The organism is Nonomuraea jiangxiensis (assembly GCF_900099965.1).
Taxonomy (GTDB): Bacteria; Actinomycetota; Actinomycetes; order Streptosporangiales; family Streptosporangiaceae; genus Nonomuraea; species Nonomuraea jiangxiensis.
The window spans coordinates 77722-101947 of record NZ_FNDJ01000033.1 but is presented as its reverse complement, the minus strand read 5'-3'; the positions used below and the strand labels follow the sequence as shown (position 1 = coordinate 101947).

22 protein-coding genes are annotated in these 24226 nt (G+C 72.7%); 17 read left to right on the top strand and 5 right to left on the bottom strand.

Features of this window, described 5'->3' with window-relative positions:
- Positions 1-93: 93 nt before the first annotated feature.
- The 14 genes from BLS95_RS45590 to BLS95_RS45525 all read left to right on the top strand — a co-directional run bounded on the left by BLS95_RS45590 (position 94) and on the right by BLS95_RS45525 (position 17775).
- A complete protein-coding gene (locus BLS95_RS45590) occupies positions 94-1983 on the top strand; it encodes a phage tail sheath subtilisin-like domain-containing protein (protein ID WP_176993735.1) in 1890 nt (629 codons plus the stop codon).
- Between the two features lie 6 nt (positions 1984-1989).
- Positions 1990-2433 carry a phage tail protein gene (locus BLS95_RS45585; protein WP_090945867.1) on the top strand — a complete coding sequence of 148 codons (444 nt, stop codon included), beginning with the start codon at positions 1990-1992 and terminating at the stop codon, positions 2431-2433.
- 2 nt (positions 2434-2435) lie between these two features.
- Positions 2436-2888 (top strand): hypothetical protein, encoded by a 453-nt coding sequence (locus BLS95_RS45580; protein WP_218136296.1) that lies wholly within the window; start codon positions 2436-2438, stop codon positions 2886-2888.
- A gap of 71 nt (positions 2889-2959) precedes the next feature.
- Positions 2960-3826, top strand: coding sequence for an eCIS core domain-containing protein (locus BLS95_RS45575; protein ID WP_090945866.1), 867 nt, complete (start codon positions 2960-2962; stop codon positions 3824-3826).
- A gap of 2 nt (positions 3827-3828) precedes the next feature.
- Positions 3829-4446 (top strand): CIS tube protein, encoded by a 618-nt coding sequence (locus BLS95_RS45570; RefSeq protein WP_090945865.1) that lies wholly within the window; start codon positions 3829-3831, stop codon positions 4444-4446.
- Between the two features lie 3 nt (positions 4447-4449).
- Entirely contained in the window at positions 4450-6012 is a 1563-nt protein-coding gene (locus BLS95_RS45565; RefSeq protein ID WP_090945864.1) for a phage baseplate assembly protein V, read from the top strand.
- The gene (locus BLS95_RS45560) at positions 6009-6395 is read left to right on the top strand and encodes a hypothetical protein (protein ID WP_143044166.1); all 387 of its coding nucleotides are present in this window, start codon (positions 6009-6011) and stop codon (positions 6393-6395) included. Before BLS95_RS45565 ends, BLS95_RS45560 begins: the two co-directional genes overlap by 4 nt.
- A 2-nt stretch (positions 6396-6397) precedes the next feature.
- Positions 6398-6778, top strand: coding sequence for a GPW/gp25 family protein (locus BLS95_RS45555; RefSeq protein WP_218136295.1), 381 nt, complete (start codon positions 6398-6400; stop codon positions 6776-6778).
- On the top strand, positions 6775-8880 hold the full coding sequence (locus tag BLS95_RS45550) for a baseplate J/gp47 family protein (protein ID WP_090945861.1): 2106 nt from the start codon (positions 6775-6777) through the stop codon (positions 8878-8880). Before BLS95_RS45555 ends, BLS95_RS45550 begins: the two co-directional genes overlap by 4 nt.
- Positions 8877-10427, top strand: a complete 1551-nt coding sequence (locus tag BLS95_RS45545; protein WP_176993734.1) for a phage tail protein — start codon at positions 8877-8879, stop codon at positions 10425-10427. The genes BLS95_RS45550 and BLS95_RS45545 overlap by 4 nt, the downstream gene beginning before the upstream one ends.
- Positions 10428-10444: 17 nt before the next feature.
- Complete coding sequence (locus tag BLS95_RS45540) at positions 10445-12448, top strand: hypothetical protein (RefSeq protein ID WP_090945859.1); 2004 nt, start codon at positions 10445-10447, stop codon at positions 12446-12448.
- Complete coding sequence (locus BLS95_RS45535) at positions 12448-14502, top strand: ATP-binding protein (protein WP_218136294.1); 2055 nt, start codon at positions 12448-12450, stop codon at positions 14500-14502. The genes BLS95_RS45540 and BLS95_RS45535 overlap by 1 nt, the downstream gene beginning before the upstream one ends.
- A complete protein-coding gene (locus BLS95_RS45530; protein ID WP_090945858.1) occupies positions 14495-16888 on the top strand; it encodes a hypothetical protein in 2394 nt (797 codons plus the stop codon). The genes BLS95_RS45535 and BLS95_RS45530 overlap by 8 nt, the downstream gene beginning before the upstream one ends.
- Positions 16885-17775, top strand: coding sequence for a Pvc16 family protein (locus tag BLS95_RS45525; protein ID WP_090945857.1), 891 nt, complete (start codon positions 16885-16887; stop codon positions 17773-17775). The genes BLS95_RS45530 and BLS95_RS45525 overlap by 4 nt, the downstream gene beginning before the upstream one ends.
- Before the next feature lie 175 nt (positions 17776-17950).
- On the opposite strand, the gene BLS95_RS45520 is transcribed toward BLS95_RS45525, so the two are convergent.
- Both BLS95_RS45520 and BLS95_RS56335 read right to left on the bottom strand, forming a co-directional pair.
- Entirely contained in the window at positions 17951-18670 is a 720-nt protein-coding gene (locus tag BLS95_RS45520; RefSeq protein WP_090945856.1) for a CHAP domain-containing protein, read from the bottom strand.
- Complete coding sequence (locus tag BLS95_RS56335) at positions 18667-18834, bottom strand: hypothetical protein (RefSeq protein WP_176993733.1); 168 nt, start codon at positions 18832-18834, stop codon at positions 18667-18669. Before BLS95_RS56335 ends, BLS95_RS45520 begins: the two co-directional genes overlap by 4 nt.
- Positions 18835-19236: 402 nt before the next feature.
- Between BLS95_RS56335 and BLS95_RS45515 the strand changes: the two genes are divergently transcribed.
- The gene (locus BLS95_RS45515; protein ID WP_090945855.1) at positions 19237-20181 is read left to right on the top strand and encodes a GH25 family lysozyme; all 945 of its coding nucleotides are present in this window, start codon (positions 19237-19239) and stop codon (positions 20179-20181) included.
- A gap of 21 nt (positions 20182-20202) precedes the next feature.
- Here the strand turns inward: BLS95_RS45515 and BLS95_RS45510 are convergent, their stop codons facing one another.
- Positions 20203-20454, bottom strand: a complete 252-nt coding sequence (locus BLS95_RS45510) for a hypothetical protein (protein ID WP_143044165.1) — start codon at positions 20452-20454, stop codon at positions 20203-20205.
- Between the two features lie 197 nt (positions 20455-20651).
- Between BLS95_RS45510 and BLS95_RS45505 the strand changes: the two genes are divergently transcribed.
- Positions 20652-21014: a hypothetical protein gene (locus BLS95_RS45505; RefSeq protein WP_090945853.1), complete on the top strand. Its 363-nt coding sequence runs from the start codon at positions 20652-20654 to the stop codon at positions 21012-21014.
- Positions 21015-21027: 13 nt separating this feature from the next.
- Positions 21028-21624, top strand: coding sequence for a hypothetical protein (locus tag BLS95_RS45500; protein ID WP_143044164.1), 597 nt, complete (start codon positions 21028-21030; stop codon positions 21622-21624).
- Positions 21625-21657: 33 nt separating this feature from the next.
- Here the strand turns inward: BLS95_RS45500 and BLS95_RS45495 are convergent, their stop codons facing one another.
- Both BLS95_RS45495 and BLS95_RS45490 read right to left on the bottom strand, forming a co-directional pair.
- Complete coding sequence (locus tag BLS95_RS45495; protein WP_143044163.1) at positions 21658-22959, bottom strand: GEVED domain-containing protein; 1302 nt, start codon at positions 22957-22959, stop codon at positions 21658-21660.
- A gap of 52 nt (positions 22960-23011) precedes the next feature.
- A complete protein-coding gene (locus BLS95_RS45490) occupies positions 23012-24208 on the bottom strand; it encodes an NAD(P)-binding domain-containing protein (RefSeq protein ID WP_176993732.1) in 1197 nt (398 codons plus the stop codon).
- Positions 24209-24226 lie beyond the last annotated feature (18 nt).

The window sequence follows — 24226 nt, the reverse complement described above, 5'->3', positions numbered from 1 at the left end:
TTCTCATTGGACATGGGGCAGAGCGGCTCGGGCTTCGGCGGCGACCTCCCCGTTCTAATGGGCGCCAAGACCAGCGCACGCCAGGGGGTTGGGATGGCTGATTACCGGGCGCCAGGCGTCTACGTCGAGGAAATGACCGCCACCGGGCCCATCTCCGGGGCCGGCACGAGCACGGCGGCCTTCATCGGACCGACACTGCGCGGGCGCACGGGGCAGCCGACGAAGATCACCAACTGGACGCAGTTCACGACGCTGTTCGGCGAGTACGTCAACGCTCCCCGGAGATACCTGGCGCACGCGGTGCGCGGGTTCTTCGACAACGGCGGCACCGTCGCCTACGTGGTCCGGGTGGGCACCGCCACCAGGGCGTTCCTGGAGCTCGGCGACCGGGCCGATCCCCCGGGCGTCGCCCTGGTGGTCCGCGCCGTGGAGGAGGGCCCCGCCGGGGAGGCGATCAAGGTCGCGGTGCGCGACGCGCGGATCGTCCGGGACGCGCGCGTGCTCCAGGTGCAGGTCGAGCATGCCGACGCGCGGGGCGACACGGTGACGCTGCCGTCGGCCGAGGACGCCAGGAAGTTCGTGCCGGGTGACCTGATCGAGATCGACGGTCAGCTCGCCGAGGTCGACCGGGTACGCGGCAGGGACCTGCTCCTCACCGCCGCCCTGGCCCGCGACGTGCGGGACGAGCCCGTACGCACCGCCGCGCCCAAGGCCGGCCAGCGGCGCCTCCGGATCGACCGGCCCCGGGGCGTCGAACGCGGCAGCGTGCTCCACCTCGAACAGGGCGACATCAGCGAGTGGGTCGTGGTCGAGCGGGTGAGCGGAGACGTGATCGAGCTCGCCGCCGGCCTGGCCAACGCCTACCCGGCGCCACCCGCGATCACCTCGGCGGAGTTCTCGCTCGACGTCACCGGCCCCGACGGGGTCGAGCACTTCGACGAGCTGTCGCTGGACCCCCGGCACAGCAGGTACTTCGCCGACCAGGTCGCCTCCAGGCTGGTCGAGGTCACCCCGCCCGGCGAACCCGGCCTCCACGCGCCACCGGCCGGACTGCCCGCGGTCCTCGCCGCGACGCCGCTGGCCGGTGGCCTGCCGGACACCCTGGAGGGAATCGAGGCCCCCGCCTACGAGACGGCGCTGGCCAGGCTGGAGCAGGTCGACGACGTCAACCTCGTCTGCGCGCCCGACGCCGTGACGCTGCCCGCCGTACAGCAGCGGCTGGTGGAGCACTGCGAGAAGCTGGGCGACAGGTTCGCCGTCCTGGACGCCCCCGACGCCGCCGCGCCGCTCGGGGAGGGCGGAGTGCTGGCCCGCAGGGAGCAGGTGACGTCCGAACGCGGCTACGCGGCGCTCTACTACCCGTGGATCACGATCTCCGATCCGGCGGGGCGCGGCACGTTCGCCGTCCCGCCGTCGGGCCACGTCGCCGGCGTCTTCGCGCGCAGCGACAGCCGGCACGGCGTGCACAAGGCGCCCGCGAACGAGCCGATCGCCGGGGCGTTCGGCGTGAGCAGGGCCCTCGGCCTGGCCGATCAGGGCGAGCTGAACGACGCCGGGGTGAACGTGCTGCAGGCGTTCGCCGGCAGCGCCCGCCCGATGGTCTGGGGGGCCAGGACCACCGCGCCCAAACACGAGACGGCCTGGCGCTACGTCAACGTCCGGCGGCTCTTCCTGTTCATCGAGGAATCCCTCCAGGAGGGCCTGCGCTGGGCGGTCTTCCAGCCCAATGACCTGTCCCTGCGCAAACGGGTCGAGCGCACGGTGAGCGAGTTCCTCACCCGGGTGTGGACGGCCGGCGCGCTGTTCGGCGCGACCGCCGACCAGGCCTTCTACGTCAAGATCGACGATGAGAACAACCCGGCCGCGATCCGCGAACTCGGCAGGCTCGTGGTGGACATCGGGGTCGCGCCGGTACGGCCCGCGGAGTTCGTCGTGGTCCGGATCGGCATGTCGCAGGGCGGCACCCAGGTGCAGGAAGGCTAGGCCGCGATGGCACAGACAGGCATGCGGATCGATCCGTATGTGAACTTCAACTTCCTGGTCGAGCTCGACGGCATCGCCCAGGCCAGCTTCATGGAGTGCTCCGGGATCGAGTCGGTCACCGAGGTGGTCGAGAACAGGGAGGGCGGCCACAACACGACCGTCCGCAAGGGACCCGGCAAGACCACGTTCTCCGACATCACCCTCAAGTGGGGGCTCACGGACTCCACCGAGTTGTGGCAGTGGCGCCAGGCCATCGTCGAGGGACGGGTGCTGCGCAAGAGCGGCTCCATCGTCGTCTACGACCTGGCCAACCGGCGTGAGGTGGTGCGCTGGAACTTCGTCAACGCCTGGCCCACCAAGTGGGAGGGCCCCGCGTTCAACGCCACCGGTCACGAGGTGGCGGTCGAGACCCTCGTCCTCGTGCACGAGGGCATCACCAGGACGGCCTGACCGTGACCGGCCCGGCGTTCAGCACGGAGCACGCGTTCACGCTGCCGCTCGGTTACCTCGACGCCTCGGGCACGCTGCACCGGGACGGCGTGATGCGGCTGGCCACCGCGGCGGACGAGATCCTGCCGATGAAGGACCCGCGGGTGCAGGCCCTGCCCACCTACCTGATCGTCATCCTGCTCGCCCGGGTGGTGGTCCGGCTCGGGTCGCTGCCGCAGGTGGATCCCGCCGTCGTCGAGGGCCTGTTCTCCCAGGACCTGACCTACCTCCAGGAGCTCTACAACCGCGTCAACGGCCTGTCGCCGCCCACGGTGGCCGTCACCTGCCCGCGCTGCGAGGCCGGGTTCGAGCTGGAGGCCCCGATGCCGGGGGAATCCGCGGCTACCCCCTGGAACGGGTCTACCAGGAGGTCGCCCGACTCGGACGCCACGTCCACTGGACCCACACAGAGTTGATGAACTTCGACCACGCCGAGCGCCGCCACTGGTTGCGTACGGTGCTCGCGCAGGCGGAGAGGGAGTGATCGATGCAGGGCGGACCCACGCTCGGTGAACGCCTGGCGGCGCAGGCACGCGCGCTGCGCGCCCGCAGGAGGCCGGTGTTCGGCTGGACGGCGGCACTGGCGCCGGCGCTGGCCCGGGGAGGTGCGCTGCCGGCCCCGGACAGGAGCCCGCGCCGCCGGGTCGAGGTGCGCCTGCCGCCCGTGCACGAGCCGGGGCCGCAGGACCTCGCGTGGCCGCGCCCGCCGGCTGCCCCGCCCCCGGCCCCGGCCGCGCCGCAGCCCGTCCGCGCGGACCTGCGGGAACGGCTGGCCCCGGTGATCGGCCCCGGCACGGAACGCCTCCGGATCCACCACGGCGAACACGCCGACCGGCTCGCGGCGGCGCACGGCGCCGACGCCGTCACCGTCGGAGAGGAGATCTACTTCCGAAGCGGCCGGTTCCGGCCCGACCAGCCCGAAGGGTTCGCGCTGCTCGTCCATGAGGCCTGGCACGCCACCGAGCCGGGGCGTCCCGGCGGCGCCGCGCATCGCGCCACCGCGTGGGGTATGGCAGCCGAGGAGAACGCCGCCCTCAGCCGTGAGCGCGCGTTTCTCGACGGCCCGGCCGGCGTGCCGAGCCCGCCCATCGGGGCGCCGCGCCCGGCGGTGCCGCCCGTCCACCCGCCCGCCGGTCCCGCTCCCGCCCGGCCCGTGGCGGTGCCGGGGACACCGGGCGCGCCGTCCGCGCCCGCGGCCCGGCCCATGGCGGCCCGGCCCGACCGCCACCAGGAGACGTCCGCCGAGGTCCTGGACCCCGGCGCGCTGCGCCAGGTCGTCCGTGAGGTGCTGCGTGACGAGGCGGCTCGCCAGATCAGGGCCGACCTGGCCATCGAACTGGAGCGGGGGGCCTGACGATGGCCCCGCAACTGGCCAAGGCGCTGATCGTCGACACCCGTACGGGCGAGCGCATCCCGGTCATGTACAACCCTGAGGAATACCGGATCGAGCAGGGCAACGAGCTCGCCGAGATCGGCATACCGGGTCTGGCGGCCTCGCCGGTCCAGTACGTACGCGGCCGGGCCCGTACCCTGACCATGGACCTGTTCTTCGACACCTACGAGCAGGCCGCCGACGTCCGGACGTTCACCCGCAGGCTGGTCGGACTGCTGCGCCCGGCGCAGCGCACGTTCACCCCGCCGGTGCTGCTGTTCGTCATGGGCCGGTTCTCCTTCCGGTGCGTGCTGGCCCAGGCGGACCAGCGGTTCACCATGTTCCTGCCGGACGGCACCCCGGTACGGGCCCGGCTGTCGGTCACCTTCCGCGAGTACACCGAGGTGGAGCTGGAGGTGCGGCAGGGGTTCCTCGCCGGCCCGCCGACCGTGCACAACCTCACCGACCGGGACACGCTGCCCGGTCTGGCCGCGACGTACCTCGGAGACCCGGCCCGCTGGCGGGAGATCGCCGACGCCAACAACCTGCCCGACCCGCTGCGGCTGTCCCCGGGCCGGCCGCTGGTCATCCCGGGGCGGTGAGCCGTGGACACCTTCGCGCCCCGGGCCGAGATCAGGATCAGCGGCGTCACGCTCGACGCGGACGTGAGCCGCCACGTGCTCAGCGTGCGCTACGACAACTCGCTGGAACTGGCCGACATGTTCACCGTCGTCCTCGACAACGGCGGCAATCGCTTCACCGACTCCCCGCTGTTCGACCTCGGCAAGAGCGTGGAGATCCACCTCGGCTACGGCGACCGGCTGGAGCCGATGATGCTCGGTGAGATCGCCTCCATCGAGCCCGCCTTCCCCGAGCACGGCGCTCCGACGTTCACCGTCCGCGGCTACGACAGGTCGCACCGGCTGCGGCACGAGATGCCGGACCGCCCGGCGTTCCGCTTCACCAACGACAGCGCCATCGCCGCCCAGATCGCGCTGGAGGCCGGGCTGATCCCGGTCGTGGACCCGTCCCCGTTCACGCATTCCGTGCTGCACCGGGCGACCACCGACATGGCGCTGCTCAAGCAGCGCGCCGCCGCCAACTTCTTCGACGTCTACGTCTGGTGGGACAAGCTGTTCTTCCGCTTTCCCCGCCCGCAGACCGAGGCGCCGGTGCTGGAGTGGGGCGCCAACCTGTCCGCCTTCAGCCCGCGCGTGGCCAACGCGGGCATGGCCGGGCTCCAGGTGGTGCGCGGCTACAGCCAGGAGCTGGCCCAGAGCATCGTGGGCGTCATGAGCGCGACCGCGCTGGACCTGGACGCGATCGTGGAGCAGCTGGGCAGCGCGGCGGTGGGCGCGCTGACCACCCTGGGCCGCCGGGTGGTGCGCGGCAGGCCGGTCACCACCCCGCTCGACGCGACGGCGCTGGCCAAGTCGCTGCTGCAGCAGCTCCTGGAGGGCATGTACGAGGCGAGCGGCTCCTGCCTGGGCCTGCCCGAGTTGCGGGCGGGCCGCTTCGTGGCGGTACGCGGGGTCGGGCGGCGCTTCAGCGGGATGTACCGCCTCAAAAGGGTGATCCACACGCTCGACTCCAACGGCTACCGCAGCGAGTTCGAGGTGACCCAGCGGGCCCAGGCACACGTGCTGCAACTGCTGCGCAAGGCCGTCTCGGAGAACCCGCCGCCGGACCGGCCCGAGTCCGCCCAGGGGGTCGTGGTGGCCGAGGTGGTCGCCGCGGACCCGGTCCGCTACGAGGTGGCCCTGCGCTTCCCCTGGTTCTCCGACATTCCCGACGTCGTGGCGGCGCCCGTCGCCACGCCCATGGCCGGGCCTGGCGCCGGCCTGTTCTGCCTGCCGGGCGCGGGTGACCAGGTGCTGGTGGCCTTCGAGCACGGGGACTTCGGCCGGCCGTACGTGATCGGCTCCCTGTGGAGTCACACCACCGCCAAGCCGGTGACCGCCCCACCGGGCGTCACCACGGTACGCCGGATCAGGACCCCGGCCGGGCACACCATCACCCTCGACGACACACCGGGCATGGAGAAGGTCGTCGTCGAGCACAGGACGGGCAGCTCGCTCACCTTCACCCCCACCGGCGACCTGGAGATCTCCGCCACCAACGTCCGGGTGAAGGTCAAGGGCACGATGGATGTGAGCGGACCGACGTGAGCGCCCGAGTATTGACCACGGCGAGCACCCTCACCTGCCCGCACCCGCCGGGAGCCGTCCGGCCCCCGGCCGCGCACCCGCTGACCGTCGCCGGGGCGAGCGTGCTCACCAAGGCGGACGTCGTCGGCCGCGACGTGCTGCCCGCGTGCGCGCTGCCGGTCGCGCAGGGGCCGCCCCAGACGAAGACGTGCACGAAGGTGACGTCGTGGAACGGCGGCGAGGCGGTCAGGCTGACCGTGAACGGCGCCGGGGTGCTCCTCGACCAGGGCTTCGTGGCCAAGACCGACGGCCTGGACGTGGGCGTGCCGCCGGACCCACCGCAACCCTCGCTGCCTCCGAAGCTGTCCGCGACCGCGAACCAGACCTGGTTGAGGGGAGAGTGAAGGTGGACGACAGGGGGGTGGCCTACCCGGTCGGAGCCGACGATACCGGGGGCATCGCCGAGTCCGCCGGGGCGGAGCGCGTCAGGCAGTCGATACTGATCATCCTGGGCACCCGGCCCGGCGAGCGGATCATGCGGCCGGACTTCGGCTGCGAGCTGCACAGCCTGGCCTTCGCGCCCAACACCCCGGCCACCGCCAACCTGGCCCGGCACTACGTCGAGTTCGCGCTGGCCAGGTGGGAGCCGCGGATCGAGGTCACCGGCGTGGACGTCGGCAACGACCTCCTGGCGGCGGCGCTCGCGATCAACGTCACCTACCGGGTCAGGGGCACGCGTGACGAGCTCAGCCTCGTCCTGCCCTTCCCGCTGGAGCAGCCCGCATGAGCTCCCACCGCGGCCGGCCGCTGCCGCCGAACCTGGACGACCGTACCTGGCAGGACCTCGTCGACGAGGCCGTCGCGCTGATCGACCACTACGCCCCGCAGTGGACCGACCGGAGCCCGAGCGACCCCGGCAGGACGTTGATCGAGCTGTTCGCCTGGCTCGTGGAGGGGCTGATCTACCGGCTCAACCAGGTGCCGGAGAAGAACTACGTGGCCTTCCTCAACCTGCTCGGCATCACCCGCGACCCGGCCACCCCGGCCCGCACCCTGCTGACCTTCACCGCGCAGAGCGGCCAGACCGCCACCGTGCCCGCAGGGACGTGGGCGCAGACGGCCGGCACGGAGTCCCAGCCGCCCGTGGTCTTCCAGACCGAGTCCGAGCTGACGGCCCTGCCCGCCGGGTTGTCGATGGTCGTGCGATACGACGTGCCGCCGGGCCCGGCGACCGCCCGCTGCGCCGACGTGACCGGCGCACCGGACGGCGTGGACCTGCACGTGCCCGACGGCGGCACCTCCTACCTGCTGCTCGGCTTCGACCCCGGCTTCACCCAGCCGGTCGATCGCGTGGAGCTCTACGGCGAGCCGGACCACCCGGCGGCGGGGGAACCCACCTCGGTCGGCTGGGTGTTCTCCACCGGCGGCGCCGACCCGGCCGGTTGGACCGACCTGCCCCCCGAGCGGGACACCGGCCACGGACTCGCCCAGGCGGGCCAGGTCCGGCTGAAGCTGCCCGCGACCCCGGCGTGGACGGGCGTGGACCCGGCCGGCTGGCCGTTCCAGCCGCCGGAGTCCGCACCCGCGGCGGGCCGGCCGCGTCGCTGGCTCGGGCTGCGGTTGCGCAACGAGGCCGAGCCGGGCGAGCCCGCGCGGGAGGCGCTGGTCAGGGTGCGGCACCTGCTGCCGAGCACGGTCCCGGCGACGACCGCGCTGACCGCCGGCCGTGACGTGCCGGAACTGCTCGGCACCGCCGGCCACGCCCCCCGCCAGGTGTTCGAGCTGCGCAACCGGCCGGTGTACCGGCAACCCGGCCGCTCCCACTTCGACCACGTCGAGATCCTGGTCGACGGCGTGCCGTGGGTGCTCGCCGAGGAACGGGTGGAAGGACGGGACCAGGCCGTCCGGCTCGATCCGGTGACAGGCGAGGTCGTCTTCGGCGACGTGGGAACGGTGCCGCCGGCCGGCGCCACGATCAGCGCCGTCTACCGGCACGTCGCCACCGGCGCCGCGGGGAACGTGCTGCGCGGCAAGGTCACCACCCTCGCCGAGGGCGTACGCGGCATCGTCTCCGTGACCAACAAGGTGCCCGGCGGCGGCGGCGCGGACGAGGAGCCGATCGAGGAGACCAAGGACCGGGCCCCGAAGCTGCTGCGCGTGCGCGACCGCGCGATCACCGCCGAGGACTACGAGTTCCTCGCCCGCCGGCAGCCGGGAGTCGCCATCACCCGCTGCCTGGCGCCCCGGGCGCAGAAGGAGGCCGGGCCGGGCGGCGCGTGGCTGGCCGGCGACCCGTGGTTGTTCGGCTCCCTCACCCGCGCCCCCGGCCACGTGAACCTGATCGTCGTGCCCGACTCGGAGTGGGCCGATCCGCGGCCGGAACCGCCGGTCTCCCTCATCCAGGACGTGATCGCCGCGCTGGACCCGTGCCGCGAGGTGACCGCCGATCTGCGGGTCACCGGGCCCCGTTACCTGCCGATCGAGGTCAAGGCCGACGTACGGGTCTTCACGCGGGCCAAGGACCTGCACCTCACGAGCGGGCTCGCGGAGGTGCAGGCGGAGGTCAAGGAGCGGGTCGCGGCGTTCCTGCACCCGGTGCGCGGCGGGCCCGGCGGCACCGGCTGGCAGGTCGGCCAGAGCCTGTACCTGCCCGACATCTACCAGGCGGTACGGCCCCGCGACGAGATCGGCTACCTCGCCGACCTGCGCATGCGACCGGTCACGCCGCCGCCGTACCACCTGCCGCCGATCGGCCCTGGCGGTAACTGGAACAACGACCTGCTCCGGCCCTTTCCGCTGCCCACCGCGTTCGCCCCGCAGGTGAAGCTGACCGACTACGAGCTGATCTGCTTCAGCGGCACGTGCGAGGTAACCGGGGAGGAGGAGTGAGCGGCTACCTGGACCACCTGCCTCCGGTGCTGCATTCGCCGCAACTGGGCGACCTGCTGCGGGTCTTCGAGAAGGTGCTCTCCGGGATCCACGACGACGTCCCGGCGGGCGGCGCCCCGATCGCCGGCCTCATCGACCGGCTGCCCGACCTGTACGACCCCGCCCGCGCCCCCGAGGACTTCCTGCCCTGGCTGGCCGGCTGGCTGGGGTTCGAGCTGCGCCCCGGCTGGACCGTGGCCCAGCGGCGCCGGGTCGTCGCCGAGATCATGAGCCTGCACCGGCGACGGGGCACCACCGCGGGGCTGGCCGGGCTGCTCGACCTGGCCGTGGCGGCCACCGACCGGCAGCGGATCACCATCGACAGCGGCGCCAAGGTCCTGTTCGCGCGGCCGGACAGGGAACCGGGCGTGCACACCCTGCTCTCCCAGGGGCCCTGCCTCCGGCCGCCCCCCGACCGCACCCTCGCCACCTCCGGCCTGGTCAGCCCGCAGTGCCTGGCCCTCACTCCCGACGGTCACCTGGTCGTCGGGGACGCGGGCGGCATCGGCGGCAAGCCCAGGGCGGGCCTCTGGCGGATCACCCGGACCGGCGCGTACGCCGACCTGGCCGGCGCGCCACCGGCCCCGCGCCCCCTCGGATCCCCCGGCTGGGCGCTCACGTCGCCGCTGGCCCTCGCCGTCGATCCGACCCCGCCCGGATGGCGGCTGTACGTGCTCGACGTGCAGCTGACCGGGCTGCGGGTGTTCCGCGTCACCTCGGCCGCCCCCTTCCAGGAGGAGACGGTGCAGGTGCACGCCAGCGTGCGCGGCATCGTGCCCGCGGCGGCGGTCTGCGACCGGGGGCGCCTGCTCATCCTCAACCGGCAGGCCAGGCAGATCGTCGACGTCGACCCGGCCTCCGCCGCCGGCCCGCCGCCGGTCATCAACCTGCCCGGTGCGGCCGGCCCGCGATCCCTCATGATCGACGAGAGTGGCGACCTGATCGTCGGTGACACGCGGGCGGACGGGCCCGCCGAACTGTTGCTCGTCAACCGGGCCACCGGCAGTGTGCGACCGCTGCTGGCGGCCGTGCCCGAAGCGGCCAACCCGCTGCTCGCGCCGTACGGGATCGCGCGGCGGCAGGACCGGCGGCTGCTCGTGCTCGACACCGGGCTCCAGCCCGACCAGGACCCCGCGCACCCGTACCTGCGCCGGACCATGCGGCCGGCCGCCCTCTACGAGGTCGATCCGCAGGTGAGCCCGCCGACGGTGACCCGGGTCACCGAGCCCGGCAACCTGGTCTTCCCTCGCGGCATGGTGTGGGACGACGGCACCGCCTACCTCTGCGACGGCGGGGAGCCCCTGAGCCGCAACGAGGCGAGCGGCGGGGTGCCCAGGCGGAACTTCCGGGCCGCACCGCACGAACTGGCGGCGATCGTGCACTTCGCCCGTGCGAACGCCACCGAGGAGGACCAGCGCGCCGTGCTGCGGAGCGTCGGCGAGGCCCTCGACCGGGAGCGGCCGGCCTCCGCTCAGCACACCCTGCTCTCCGCCATCGGCACGGACTAGCACCCTGGGAGCCAAGCATGACCGAAAGACTGATCCGCACCAGTTACGTGGATCCCACGGTCAACCCGCCCGAACCGCGGCAGGGGGACACGGGACTGCATGAGAGCCGGCAGGATCAGGAGGGCTACTTCGGGCCGCTGCACCGCATGCACGGCTCCGCACTGCACGGCTGGGGGGTGGCCGCCGGGCTCCAGGTCAGCGCGACGATCGGCCGCCCGGGGTTGCGGGTGCTGCCCGGGGTGGCGCTGGACGTACGGGGCCGGCTGCTCCCGCTGGCCGTCGGCGGCCACGTCAAGCCGGACGAGGACACCCTGATCCCCGTGACCGAGACGGGCGTGCCGCTGCAGACGGCGGTGGCGAGCGGGGAGTACCACCTCACGATCGGCTGGGCCGAGACGTTCGACTTCACCGGGGTGGGGTCGGGCGTGTTCAACACCGAGACCACGCCGACGCTGCGGCTGCGCCAGGTCAACGCCCCCGACGACGGCGAGGAGGTCATCCTGGCCTGGGTGGAGATCGGCGCGGACGGCGTCGTGGTCAACACCTCCGCGGATCAGCGCAGGACCACCGGGCTCTCCACGGACCGGATCACGCTGCTGGGCAGCTTCGACTCCTTCGACGCCGAACCGGGGACCGCCGTCACCGTCTTCGACCAGCAGGCGGCCGAACTGCGCGCGTTCAACACCGGCGGGGTGATTCTGGAGGCGTCCCGGGTGGACATCACCGCCCGGAGCGCGTCGTCGTTCCTCATCGTGAACCCGGTCGCCCGCCGGATGGGCGTGAACACCACCGTGCCGGGCGCCACCCTCGACGTGGACGGCACGACCGTGCTGCGGGGCGGCGTCGGGATCGGCACGCGGAACCCGCAGGCGACGCTGGACGTGCTCGGCAGCACCGTGTTGCAGCGCCCGCCCGGCCCCGACCCGACGGTCCCCCAGAGCACCCTGGACGTACGGGGGTTCGCGCAGGTCCGTGGTTTCCTCGGCATCGGCTCGGCGTCGATGCCCACGACGTCCCTGGACGTCAACGGCGGTGCCTTCATCCGGGGACGGGTGGGGGTGGGGCGCGGCGGGCCGCGGGCCCTGGTGCACGCCGTCGACCAGGGCGGCTTCGAGGCCGAGGACGGCGAAGGCAAGCTCACCACCAGCAACATCCCGCTGCTGGCCGAGGCCAGGACCGACGGCCAGACGGCGATCGGCGCGCTGAACAGCAACGGGCGGCCAGCGTTCGCGCTCAGCATCGACGAGGACGGGGGCACCAACAACGCGCGTGGCGTGCCCGCGTTCTGGGACAAGTACGACGGCAACTGGCACCTGGCGTTCGGCATCAAGAACGGCAACCTGGCCGTCGGCCACAGGAACCCCGGCGCGCGCCTGCACGTGGTGGGCGGGCCGACCGTCAATGACGTCGCGGTGCAGGTGGAGACCCAGCAGGCCGTCGGCATCTGGACGTTCAGCGAGGGCGGGGGGATCCCGCTGATCATCGGCGGCAAGCCCAACGCCGCCTGGATCTCCGGGAACGTCGACGTGCGCGGAACGCTGACCAAGACCGACCTCCGCTTCAAGATCGACCATCCGCTGGACCCGGCCGGCCGGTACCTGAGCCACTCGGGTGTCGAGAGCGACGAGATGAAGAACGTCTACGACGGCGAGGTCGTCCTGGACGATCGCGGCGCGGCCGAGATCACGCTGCCGGACTGGTTCGAGGCGCTCAACGAGCGGTTCCGCTACCAGCTCACCCCGATCGGCGCCCCCGCCCCCAACCTGTACGTGGCCAGTGAGTTGTCGGGCAACGCCTTCGCCGTCGCCGGGGGCGAGCCGGGGCTCAAGGTGTGCTGGCAGGTGACCGGGGTCAGGCACGACGCCTACGCGCTGGCCAACCCTCTGGTGGTCGAGACCGCCAAGGAGGCGGCCGAGCACGGCACGTACCTGCATCCGGAGCCGCACGGAGCACCCGCCGAGCGCGCCCTCAGGTGGATGCCGCCGCTCGCCCGCCAGGCGGACCAGCCGCCGGGAACGTGATGACACAGGAAGGCGAGGTCCTGGTGGCGCCGGCCGGTGGCGGGATGCTCGATCTGCTGGCCGTGCTCGACGTCCGGCTGGCGGAGGCCGTCGCGGCGGCGCAGGCGTCGTACGGGCCGGAGAGCGGGCGTGACCCGTTCCGCGGCCTGCACATCGCGGCCGGCGACGCGAGCCGGTTGCTGCGGCGGGCCCCGGGCGAGTCCCCGATCGGCCCGGGGAGCGTCGGTGACGTTCCCGGACCGGCCTGGCTCACCGAGCGGTACGGGCTGTCCGCGTTCGAGCTGAACGTGCTCGTCGTCGCCACCGCGCCGGAGATCGACCTGCGCTACGAGCGCCTCTATGGCTACCTCCAGGACGACGTGACCCGGCGCCGGCCGACCGTCGAGCTGACGCTCAACCTGCTCTGCCAGGACGTCGCGGAGAAGCTACGGCGGCGGGCCGCCTTCGCCGCCGACGCCCCGCTGCTGCGGCACCGGCTGGTCCGGCTGGTCGCCGACCCCCACCAGGTCGAGCCCCCGCTGCTGGCCCGTTACGTGGTCCCGGACGAGCAGATCGCCGACGTGCTCGCCGGCGTCTCGGGCCTGGACCGGCGGCTCGGCGCGTGGTGCCGGCTCATCACCGCCCCGGAAGCGGACGCCCCCGGGCTCGACTGGCGACCGGAGCGGGTGGCCGAACTCCGTGACCTGCTCGCCGGCGGGCAGCGCCTCTACCTGCGGGGCCCGCCCGGCTCCGGACGACGTCAGGTCACCGGGCTCGCCGCGGCCCGGCTGGGCAGGCCGCTGCTCCACGGCGACCTCGCCTCGGCCCCGGCCGACCCGGCCGGGCTCGACGAGGCGCTGCGCTGTTTCCTGCGCGAGGCCGAACTGTACGGGGCGGTGCCCTATCTGGACCTGGCCGACGCCCCCGGGCCGCCTGGACCCGGCGGGCACCGGTGGCAGGTGGCGGTCCGTGCCCTGGCCGCGGCGCCGGGGCCGATCGTGCTGGCCGGGACCGCGCCCTGGGCACCGGCCGCGGTTCCGCTCGCCGTCAACGCGGTCGACTTCGCGCCGCTGGACGCGGCCGAGCGCCGGTCGTGCTGGGTCGCGGCCCTGGCCGGGCGGCCCGTCGCGACCGCGGACATCGACGTGCTGGCCGAGCGTTTCCCGCTCACCCCGCGCGCGATCGGCGAGGCGGCCGGCGCGGCGAGCGGCGACACGCTGGCCGCGCTGACGGCGGCGGCCCGGTCCGGGGCCGGCCACGAGCTCGGCGCGCTGGCCGAACGCATCGAGCCCAGGGCCGGCTGGGACGACCTGGTACTGCCGGAGGACGAGATCGGCGCGCTGCGCGAGGTCTGCGCGCGGGTCGCCGGGCAGGGCCGCGTCCTGCGCGAGTGGGGGTTCGGCCGGAAACTGGGCAGGGGCACCGGGGTCGGGGTGCTGCTGGCCGGGCCGCCGGGCACGGGCAAGACCATGGCCGCCGAGGTCGTCGCGGGCGAGCTTCACCTCGACCTGTACCGGATCAACCTGGCCGGCGTGGTCAGCAAGTACATCGGCGAGACCGAGAAGAACCTGGACCGGATCTTCTGCGCGGCCGAGCGGGGGGTGGCCATCCTGCTGTTCGACGAGGCCGACGCGCTGCTCGGCAAGCGCAGCGAGGTGCGCGACGCCCACGACCGGTACGCCAACATCGAGGTGGCGTACCTGCTGCAGCGCATGGAGGCGTACCGGGGCGTGACCCTGCTGGCCACCAACATGCGGCACAACCTCGACGAGGCGTTCACCCGGCGGCTGGCCTTCACCGTGCGGTTCCCGTTCCCCGACGCGGCGAGCCGGGGGCGGATCTGGCGCGGCATCTGGCCGGCGGGCACCCCGCTCGCCGCCGACGTCGACTTGGACGCGCTGGCCGAGCGGTTCGCGCTCAGCGGTGGCCACATCAAGAACGTCGCCCTGGCCGCCGCCTTCCTGGCCGACGCGGGCGTGGTGACGATGGCGCACGTGGTGCACGCCGTACGCCGGGAGTACCAGAAGCTGGGCAAGGCGCTCACCGAGGACGAGCTCGGGAGGGGCGATGGCTGACCCCGCCAAGGCCGGTGCGCCCGTCATGACGGATGCCGCTCCGAGCGGGCCCGCCCCCGAGGCCAGGGCGCCCGCGCTGGGCGGCCCGGCCGCGGACACGCTGGCCGCCCAGCGCGCGGCCGGCAACCAGGCGGTGGGCGCCGCCGCCCAGCCACCGGAGCCGTCCGGCGTCGCGGGTTTCCTGGCGAACGCCGTCATCAGCATGTTCGTACGGGAGTTCACCGGCTCGGGCCCGCAGGAGCGCATCGCCACGGCGGCCATCCGTGGCTTCGTCTTCACCCTGGTCAAGGAGGCCACCTGGGAGGCGGTGAAGTCGGGCGTCAAGGAGCTGGCCAAGGACGAGAACATGGGGGAGTTCAGGCTGGGCTACAAGGCCGGGGTGATCCTGGGCTTCGTCAGCCCGGTCACCGACCTGTTCGGCATCCTGGTGCTCGCCGAGCAGACGCAGCGCATCGCGGCCGAGATCGGCCGGGCCGCCTGGGAACACCCCGACGAGGTCATCGCCGAGGCTAACGCCCTGACCACCCAGTTCAGGACCTTCCTGACCGACGTACGGACCAACCTCACCGCGGCCGAGCTGCTCAAGCATCTCCCCGAGCTGGGCGCCGCCGCGGAGCGGGCCGCGGCCGCGGCGGGCAGCGGCGCCGCCCACTCCGTGGTCCTGCACTTCTCCGGCAAGGAGGAGGAGCGGCCCATGCGGCCCGGCGCGGCGGCCCCGGCCGGTCCCGCGGCGCAGCTCGAACACTGGGCCACCGAGACGCGGAAGAAGCTGACCAGCACCCAGTGGTCCAGGCTCGGCTACAACGTCGGATACGACGTCGGGGCCGCGGTGAGCAACACGCTGCTGTTCGTCTTCGGCCTCGGCGCCGGGGAGGCGATCGCCGCGATCGGCGCGCAACTGGGCAGGCTGGGCGGCCTGCTGGCGCGTGCCGGGAACGTCGTCCGGCAGCTCGGCGAGGCCATCGCGGCGATCGAGGCGCTCATCGGCGCGCTGGTGAGCAAGCCCATGAAGTGGCTCGAACCCGCCATGAAGCCGTTCTTCCAGCTTTTGGAGCGGCTGCGCGGGTTCTTGCGGAAGCTGCTCGGCATCGCCGAGAAGGGCGCCGCCAAGGCCGCCGTCACCGCCGTGGAGAAGGGCGCCGCCGGGCTGGCCGCCGCACCACCGGCCGCCCCCGGTCCACCCGCCGCCAAACCCGAGCTCAAACCCAAGCCCAGACCCAGACCCAAGCCACCCAAGACCACACCCAAGGCCGCACCCGAAGTCGCGCCCAAGACCGCACCCGCTGTCGCACCCGAGGCCGCACCTAAGGCCGCACCCGAGGTCGCGCCTGAGGGCGCGCCCGGGACCGTGCCGGAGCCGGCGGTGCGGAAGCGGGTCACCGCCGGAGCCGCGCAGGAGTCGCCGGCGCACGTCCCGTCCGCGGCCGAGGCCCATCCGGCCAAGCGCTCCCGGATCGCCGCCGAGCAGCAGCCCGAGCCCGTGGGCGTGCTCGAAGCCGAACCCGCCACACCACTCAAGAAGAAGTCGGCACTGACCGCCCCCCGCCCGGCGGCCACCCCTCCCAAACCCGCGACTCCCAAGACCGCGAAGACCGCGCAGGCCGCGCCGCCCACGAGCGTGACGGCCACCGGTCCCGCGGCCGTGACCACCCCGCCGCCCAAGGCGCCCGTGCCTCCCTCGGGTCCGGTGCCGGCGGCGACCGGCAAAGGCCCGTCTCCGGAGATGGTCGCGGCCGTCGAGCAGGGCATCAAGGAAACGCCGCTGAGCACGGTCGGCGCGGCCGGCGAAGCGGCGGCCCTGTCCTCCCTGCGGGAGACCAGGCACGAGGTCTTCGACCTCAACAAGCTCCGCATCGACCTCCACCGCGTGCGCAAGAACTTCCCGCTGCTCGACCTCATCTCCAAGGGACCGGCGGGAAAGCCGGGCGTCGTCGCCTCCGTGAAGAACTACGCCATGGGCCGGACCGGCGAGTTGTCCCCGCACACGCTCCGCCGCTACGCCCGGGACATGAAGGCCATGCTCAGGACCGGCGGCCCCGGTTACGCCCCGGTCCCGGCGGAGGTGGCGGCCGACCTCCTGGCCGCCAACCGGGCCCAGATCCAGACCGCCCAGGCCTGGCCCCGGGACCTCGCCCCGGACGCCGGCCCCGAGCGCATCGCCAGGTACATCAACGAGAGGAGCATCCTGGTGATCCCCGACGACCACGTTCCCCAGGTGCGGAAGTTCATCGGGGAGCAGGCCCTGCGCGACCCCGGCGCGTACGAGCTCGTGCCGGGGCCGACCCTCGCGGACGACATCGCCCGGATCCAGGAACGTGTCCAGCCCATGGGCATCACCTCCGGCCAACTCCACGACATCCACCGGCGGGTGACGAAGGCGCCATGATCGAGCACATCGACCGCATGTTGCGGCATCTCCTGATCTCGCGGATCGACCACCTCACCGACGAGGCCCAGGTCCGGTTCCAGCCACCGGACGCGGACTGGCGTACGTACGTCGCCAACCTCTCCCACCTGGCGCTCAACGTCTACCTGCTGGAGTTGCGCGAGAACAGGGCGCTGCGCACGAACGAGCGCTCCCGGGGCACGGCCGCCGGCCTGGTGGCGGGCGAACTCGCGCCGCGCCGGGTCGACCTGCATTACCTGATCACCGCGTGGAGCGCGGCGGCCCCGAGCCAGGTGATCGAGCCCACCCTCGACGAGCACGCGCTGCTCTACCGGGCCGCCGCCACGCTGGTCGCCGCCGAGCCGCTCAACCCGGCCGAGATCTATCGGCCGGGGCCGCTGCCCACCGGTTTCCCTGAGCCGCTCGCGGACGCCGTGCTGCCGACCAGCGTGCTGCCGGCCGAAGGGTTCTCCAAGTACGCCGAGTTCTGGGGCACGATGGACGGGCGGCCGCCGTGGCGACCCGGCGTCCACCTCACCGTCACCGTGCCAGTCTGCTTCGGCCCCGGCGAGCTGGGCCCGCTGGTCACCACCCAGATGACCGGGTTCGAGCAGCCGGGGCAGGCGGGCGCCGAGGTCGTCTTCCACATTGGCGGCTCCGTGCTGGACGCGGGCGGCGTCCCGGTCCCGGGCGCCTGGGTGCGCGTCGAGACCCCGGACGGCTCCCCGCGGCACACCACCGAGACCACCGTCCAGGGTCGCTACACCGTCGGCCGCCTGACCGCCGGCCGGTACCGGCTCCGGGTCCGGGTCACCGGCCTCGGCGAGCGGGTCCGCGAGATCGAGCTCCCCGGCGCGGCCGGAGACCATGACGTGACCTTCGGCTGAGCAAAGTGCCCCATGCGCTCCCCGGCGCCGCCCCCCGGCCGGAGCCGGGTGGGCGGGGTGCTTCACATGCTGCCCGGCGCCGCCCCCGGGCCGGAGCCGGGTGGGCGGGGTGCTTCACGTGCTGCCCGGCGCCGCTCACCCGGCGGCCGGACCGAGCTCGGTTCGTGGCCGGTTGTCAGTGCACCGCGAGCAGCACCGGCCAGGTCTGCGGCCCGACGACGCCGTCGGCCTCGATCCCCGCGGCCGCCTGAAGGTCGCGGATGCCCGCGGAATGGGCCGGGGTGAACATGGCGTCGCTGACGCCCTCCAGCCCCGGCACGTCCCTGGCGAGCATCAGGTGGTGCATCGTGCGCACGTGCGGGCCCTGGTCGCCCTGACTGAGTATCGGGAGCTCTCTCACGATGGCCTCCGTCCAGCTCTCGTTCCGTTCGTAGTCCGGGTTCCAGAACCCGGCGATCACCGACGCGTCGCGTACGCGTCGCTTGCAGGCGTCATCGGTGTTGCCCTCGATCGTCTGCAGCCTGCCGTCGCCGAGGTTCTTCTCGACGAGGCCGATGTGGTCGATCCGGCCGATGGAGTTGGTGCCGCCCCAGTCGAAGAACACCAGCGCGCCGGGCCGTGCGTACTGCTTGATGTTGGCCACGGTGCCTTCGTGCCAGCGGCCGAGTTGTTCGCCGTCCTGGGCGTGCCACACCGTGTAGGCGCGGTCCCCGTTCGGCAGGACCGCCGCGCCGTTGTCGGAGTGCCGTGCCCAGTACGTGATGGACATGTCGCACCATGGTTCCGTCAGGAACTCCGACCCGTTCCGATCGGCGTACCAGCGGGTGATGACATTCGGCCGGCCCGACAGGCCGAGGTCGTCGCTCGCCCGCTTCACCATCTTCTCGGCGGTCATGACGGTCTCCTCCTTCCGTTCGGCCCCTGCTCGTACACGCCGGTCTCCGGGTTGAGGACGTAGCCGAGCGAGACCAGTACCTGCTCCTCGTCCAGCTCGGTGGGACCCCAGGCATGGACGTCCACGGCTTCCGCCACGAGTTCCGCTTCCGGTCTCCTGCTCATGATCAGCCTTCCTGGTCGGGACGCGACGTCCCTGACGCCAGGCATGAATGACGATCGGCGAACGACACCCAAGAGACGCCCTGAACGCCGCGACTTGGCGGCATGGAAAGCCGGCCGGCACCGCCACCGGCTCCAGCGGCCGGGCCATCAGGCCACGGCACGGGTACGTACCTGACTCGTGGGCCTGCCCCCTCCGGCCCGACATATCACCTCAAGAAAACCAAACATACTTAATTCCTGATTTGCGCCGATCGCGGAGCAGTTGGATGGTTTGCCAGGCGACTTTGACCCGCACCTTGAGCGGCTGGACTTCCGCTCCCGATATCCTTGTCATGAAACGTCGTGAAATATCGCGCAATAACCGGAAGAACAACCGCATAGGCGACCGTGGAAACTACGACAATGGCGCAGGTGGTGACCATGTTCGGGGTCGACGTATCCAACTGGAACGGCAAGGTGGACTGGGACGCCGTCGCGGCGGCGGGAGTCGAGTTCGCCTTCGCCAAGGCGACCGAGGGCGTCCACTTCAAGGACCGCACCTGGCCGCGCAACCGCGCCGGCATGCTGGCCCTGGGCGAGCGGTTCGTGCCCGGCGCGTACTGCTACCTGCGCGGCGATGCCGACATCACGCGACAGGTCGAGCTCTTCCTGGAGACCGTCGGCGACGTGTCCCCGCTGATGATCGCGCTGGACGTGGAGAGACGGGACGGCGTCAGCAGGCAGGCGACGGCCGAGGACGCGCGGAAGTGGGTGACGGAGTTCAAGAACCACACCGGCGGGCATCCCGTGCTCGGCTACTTCCCCCGCTGGTACTGGAGGGAGACCGGGGAGGGCGACCTGTCCTTCTTCGACACGCTGTGGGAGTCGCACTATGTCTCCGGCGAGGGGGCGCCCGGGACGTTGTACGACCGCGTGCCCGCCGCGTGGTGGCGGGGCTACGGCGACGAGTCCGTCTCCATCCTCCAGTTCAGCGACTGCGGCAAGCTACCGGGATTCCCCGAGGGGCTCTGCGACGTCAACGTCTACCTGGGCGACCGTTCGCAACTCCGGACGCTCGCCCTGGGAGGGACCTCCACGCTGGTCATCCCTGACGGCACTCCCCCGCTGTCCGCAGGCTCGGCGGGGCTACCGGTCTCGCAGCTCCAGCGGGCACTGAACGCGGCCGGGCGCTCTCCGGAACTGATGGTGGACGGGGACTTCGGCCCGCTGACCGAGGCAGCCGTCAAGTGGCTGCAGGGAAAGGCGGGCATCGCCAAGACCGGCATATACGGCGAGGAGACGGAAGCCGCGCTGAAGTCGGCGCTCAAGCCGCCGCGGCGGAAGCGCCCGCTGCGGAAGTCCGCCTGAACCGGCGGGCCACGCATCGGATCACTGGGGAAATCTGTGAGGGGAGGTCGTGCCGCGCCTGGCGATGGGCACCCCACCGGGTGTGTCCTGGTTGGGGATGAGGTAGGTGGTGGCGGCCTGTACGAGGAGACCCACCAGGGCGATGGCGATCTCCTTGGTGAACTGGCCGGTGTTGATCCAGTTGACGGCCAGGGCTCCGACCGCCACCACGAGCATGGACCACCACTTACGCGTGGGAAGCCAGGATTTCGACGTGGAGGTAGAGGAACGCATGGTGCTCCCCCTCCCGCTGGAATACCCGAACAATTCCCGTTGGCGCCTCGATTGTAGCCTCGCGTACCACGGAAATCGAGAAACGTGACGGCGTGCGGGCGCGGGTGCTGACGCAATTTTTCCTTGGCGATCCGTTGGCGAGGTGAATACCGTCCGCAGGTCGCGCATTCCGCTGCAACCGTCATGGAGGACTTTCGATGAGCGACACCACGAAATACGAACTCCGCGGCCCCGGCATCGAGATCACCTACCGGCAGGGCGACCTCTCCCTCAACGGGGACAAGCCCTACCTTCAGGACCGGCATTTCACCGGAGACGGTCAACTGGAGGAGTCCTCCGTCGGCATCGGCCGGCTGGTCACAGCGGAGCTCGTCCCGATCAACCGCAGCGGCTCCGAGGTCATCCTGACCCTGCTGCTGCCGAACACCTATTTGCAGGACGGGGCGGCGGGCGAGCCGGCCACCGGCGTGGCGGTCATCACGGAGACCAACGACTCGACCGTACGGCAGCACTACGACGTCCGGCCGCTCTCAGGCGCGGTGTCCCAAGTGTCCTCATGACGGTGGCGTCCCCGTGGCGGGCCAGGTGTGGCGGGGGCTGCCCGTTCCCTGGGTCGTACGCTGGAGCGCTGATCCGGCCGGCCCCGGCCTGGGAATGTGCTGGCGCGGTGAGCGCCTCTCCTACCGGGACGAGCTGCCCGGCGACCGCAGGTTCGGCGTGTTGTGGCACCGGGATCGGATCGGCCACGGCCGGCCGCAGTTCGCCACCGTCCACACCGGCCGGCACCTCGCCGCGATGACCGACCGTCGCTGCCAGGTCTGTGGCGGCACCGCGGTCGGCGGCGACGGCCGGATCGGCTGGCTGATCCCCTGCGACGAGTGGGACCCGCTCAACCGTCCGGCCGGCCCTCTGTGGACCGTGACCCCGCCGTGCTGCCGGGCCTGCCGGCCGATCGCCCTCCGGCTCTGCCCGCACCTGCGCTCTGTCGGCGCCGTCGCGGCGTCCGTGGCGAGGGTCAGACCCGCCGCGGTCCATGGTGACGCCTACGAACCTGGCCGGCTCACTCCCCGCGAGCTCAACCTCCGCGTTCCGCTGCCCGCCGAGGGCGACCTGCCGCACCTGCTCGGCAAGCTGCTCGTCGTCGAACTGGACGACGTCCGCCTGGAATGACCCGGCCGGCACGTGCCTGCCCGGGGCGGGCGGCTACCACCAGAACGCGTGGCCCGAGCCGCGCAGCGCCCGGTCGATCATGAAGCAGGTGGGATTGGTGCAGAAGAGCACGTCGTGCGGGCTCGCGTCCGTGACCCCCGCGAACGCGGGGTCGGGGGCGAGCTGGATCCGGTGATCCTCGACCTCGCCGCTCCCGGCCCAGCCCACGGGCGAGTCCAGGGCCTCGGACCCGGCGGCCAGGCGCAGCCGTATCCAGGTGGGGGCGGCGTACCACGTCCAGGGAACGGTCCAGTGCAGCAGGGCGGTGGTGGCGCCCGTGGCGACCTCCGCGACGGCGCGCTCGCCGACGTCGAAACGGCCGTTGTGGTCGAAGTCGATCCAGCCGGCGACCGTCGACGGCGATCCGGCCGTCACGGGCACCGCCAGCGCGTAGCCCCGGCCGCCGCTCGCGACCCACGACGACGAGGTGGCCACCGCGTCGTCGGCGTCCGTGCCGATGGGCAGCGCGCGTGGCGTCATGCTGACCGCGTCGGTGTGGTCCGCGCTGACGGAGCTTCCCAGATGGGAGTCGCCGATCGTGTGGGAGGCCGCGCCGTACGAGGCGGGCGCGTCGGAGTCGTCCTCGGTCAAGGACAGCTTCAACGCGGCCCACAGCTGCGGCGTCGACCCGCCGGAGCCGTAGCGCACGTCGTGGGCCCGCAGCTTGACGGTGAACGCGCTGACGGTGCCGTTCACCTTGATCGTGCCGCACGTGTACACCACGCCGCACGAGGTGGACTTGGCGCGGTACACCCGTTCCGGCTCGACCGATCCGGGGGTGACCCGGTAGCCGGGGAAGCCGGCCGCCCGGGAGAAGGCGGGCTTGGCCGGGACCCCCTTGATCAGGTCCACGGCGGGCCAGTAGTCGTCGCGGCGGTTCGCCGAGCGGCCCGAGGCGCCGCCGGTGCCGTAGAGGTGCAGGTGCGGATCCCGTACGGGCCTGGAGAACGTGAACGTCAGCCTGGCCACGTCGGTCCAGGCGCCCGGCTTGACGGCGAAGTTCTCATAGAGGTCGATGAACCCCGGCATCATCTTGGCGTTGGCCGGGACGAGATAGTCGTCGGCGGGCGCCGACAGGTCCGCGGGCAACGCCGCGGCCGAGGCCACCCGTGCCCGGCCGATCATCTTCTTGCGCACGGTCACCGTCACGCCGGACGGCATCCGGCCCACGGCCGATTTCGCCGAGTTGGTGAAGGACGACGATGCCGCCTCCTCAGCGGGCGCGGCGGGAACGACGGTCCCCGAAGCGCCGGCGAACACGATGGCCGTACCGGCCGCTATCGCAGCGAATGCCATAGTTGTTACCCCCGAGTAGTGGTTGCTGGGCTGAATGTGGACAGGTGCCGGGTCACGACCGCCGCGGCCGGTGCAGGCGGCTCACGAGGCCCCCGGTCAGGCGCCGGGCGGCGAAGCCGCAGCCGTACACGAACCGCATGGCCGGCCCGAACGTCGCCGCCGCCGCGAGCCCGACCAGGTACAACCCGGCGACGGGGGTCTCGAAGGCACGGCCGAGCCGCGGCGTGGGACCGGACGCCCCCAGCGCCCGGCGTAGACCGTCCTCAAGGATCCCGATCCTGGCCACGTCCACCCGGTAGCCGGTCGCCGCGATCACGTGCTCGGTCTCCAGTACGGTGACCGCTCCCGCGCCGTCCCGCAGCCGCAGCCGGACCCCGTCGCCGTACTCGGCCGAGGTCAGCCGCCGGCCCAGGACCTCCGTGACGGCGCCCTCGAACCGCTCCCGCAACCACCAGGACCCGGCGGGTCCGAGCGCGGTGCGTACGATGTGGCGGCGCGCGGGCCCCGGCAGGTACCTGACCGCGTCCGGCATCCGCGACCAGGCCACGGACGGCCAGCCGGCACCGAGCCCCGACCGGGGCGCCAGCACGCGCGTCAGCAGCGAGCGCCGCTCGGCGGGGACGTCGTTCCAGGCCAGCGCGCCGGACCGGGCGACGACCCGGACGCGCGCCCCGGCCTCCGCCAGCAACGTCGCGGTCTCCAGGGCCGACTGGCCCGCGCCCACCACGGTCACGTCCCGGCCCGCGAACGTGCTCAGGTCATGGTGGTCGGAGCTGTGCGTGACCGCCTCGGGCGGCAGCCCGGCCAGGACGCCGGGCCGATGGGCGAACGGCAGGAAGCCCACGGCCAGCACGACGGTCCTGGCCAGCACGCACGCCCCCGACGCCAGCGAGAGCGCGAACAGCGGGCCCTCGCGGCCGACGGACGTCACCTCCGTCTCGTGCAGGGCCGGGCCGACCGCTCGCGCGTGGAACCACCTGCCGTAGGCGACGAACCGTTCCACGGGCACCGGCTCGCCGAAGGAGCAGCGGTGGAAGGCGTCCAGGCCGTGCCGCCGGCCGGGGTCGCCGAGATGGGAGGCGGCCGCCTCGGACTTCAGCAGCATGCCCCGGGGCATGTGGAACTCCCAGGCCCGCATCGGCGTGCCGAACACCCGGGTGTCCAGCCCGGCGTGCAGGGCGTGCGCCGCCACGGAGAGCCCGTACGGGCCCGCGCCGACGACAGCCACGTCAATGACCGGGGTACGCACATTCTCCTCCATGATCGC

Coding starts and splice junctions, on each gene's coding strand:
- BLS95_RS45590 (WP_176993735.1), top strand. CDS start 94: ATGGCTGATTACCGGGCGCCAGGCGTCTACGTCGAGGAAATGACCGCC.
- BLS95_RS45585 (WP_090945867.1), top strand. CDS start 1,990: ATGGCACAGACAGGCATGCGGATCGATCCGTATGTGAACTTCAACTTC.
- BLS95_RS45575 (WP_090945866.1), top strand. CDS start 2,960: ATGCAGGGCGGACCCACGCTCGGTGAACGCCTGGCGGCGCAGGCACGC.
- BLS95_RS45570 (WP_090945865.1), top strand. CDS start 3,829: ATGGCCCCGCAACTGGCCAAGGCGCTGATCGTCGACACCCGTACGGGC.
- BLS95_RS45550 (WP_090945861.1), top strand. CDS start 6,775: ATGAGCTCCCACCGCGGCCGGCCGCTGCCGCCGAACCTGGACGACCGT.
- BLS95_RS45540 (WP_090945859.1), top strand. CDS start 10,445: ATGACCGAAAGACTGATCCGCACCAGTTACGTGGATCCCACGGTCAAC.
- BLS95_RS45535 (WP_218136294.1), top strand. CDS start 12,448: ATGACACAGGAAGGCGAGGTCCTGGTGGCGCCGGCCGGTGGCGGGATG.
- BLS95_RS45530 (WP_090945858.1), top strand. CDS start 14,495: ATGGCTGACCCCGCCAAGGCCGGTGCGCCCGTCATGACGGATGCCGCT.
- BLS95_RS45525 (WP_090945857.1), top strand. CDS start 16,885: ATGATCGAGCACATCGACCGCATGTTGCGGCATCTCCTGATCTCGCGG.
- BLS95_RS45520 (WP_090945856.1), bottom strand. CDS start 18,670: ATGACCGCCGAGAAGATGGTGAAGCGGGCGAGCGACGACCTCGGCCTG.
- BLS95_RS56335 (WP_176993733.1), bottom strand. CDS start 18,834: ATGAGCAGGAGACCGGAAGCGGAACTCGTGGCGGAAGCCGTGGACGTC.
- BLS95_RS45515 (WP_090945855.1), top strand. CDS start 19,237: ATGGCGCAGGTGGTGACCATGTTCGGGGTCGACGTATCCAACTGGAAC.
- BLS95_RS45510 (WP_143044165.1), bottom strand. CDS start 20,454: ATGCGTTCCTCTACCTCCACGTCGAAATCCTGGCTTCCCACGCGTAAG.
- BLS95_RS45505 (WP_090945853.1), top strand. CDS start 20,652: ATGAGCGACACCACGAAATACGAACTCCGCGGCCCCGGCATCGAGATC.
- BLS95_RS45495 (WP_143044163.1), bottom strand. CDS start 22,959: ATGGCATTCGCTGCGATAGCGGCCGGTACGGCCATCGTGTTCGCCGGC.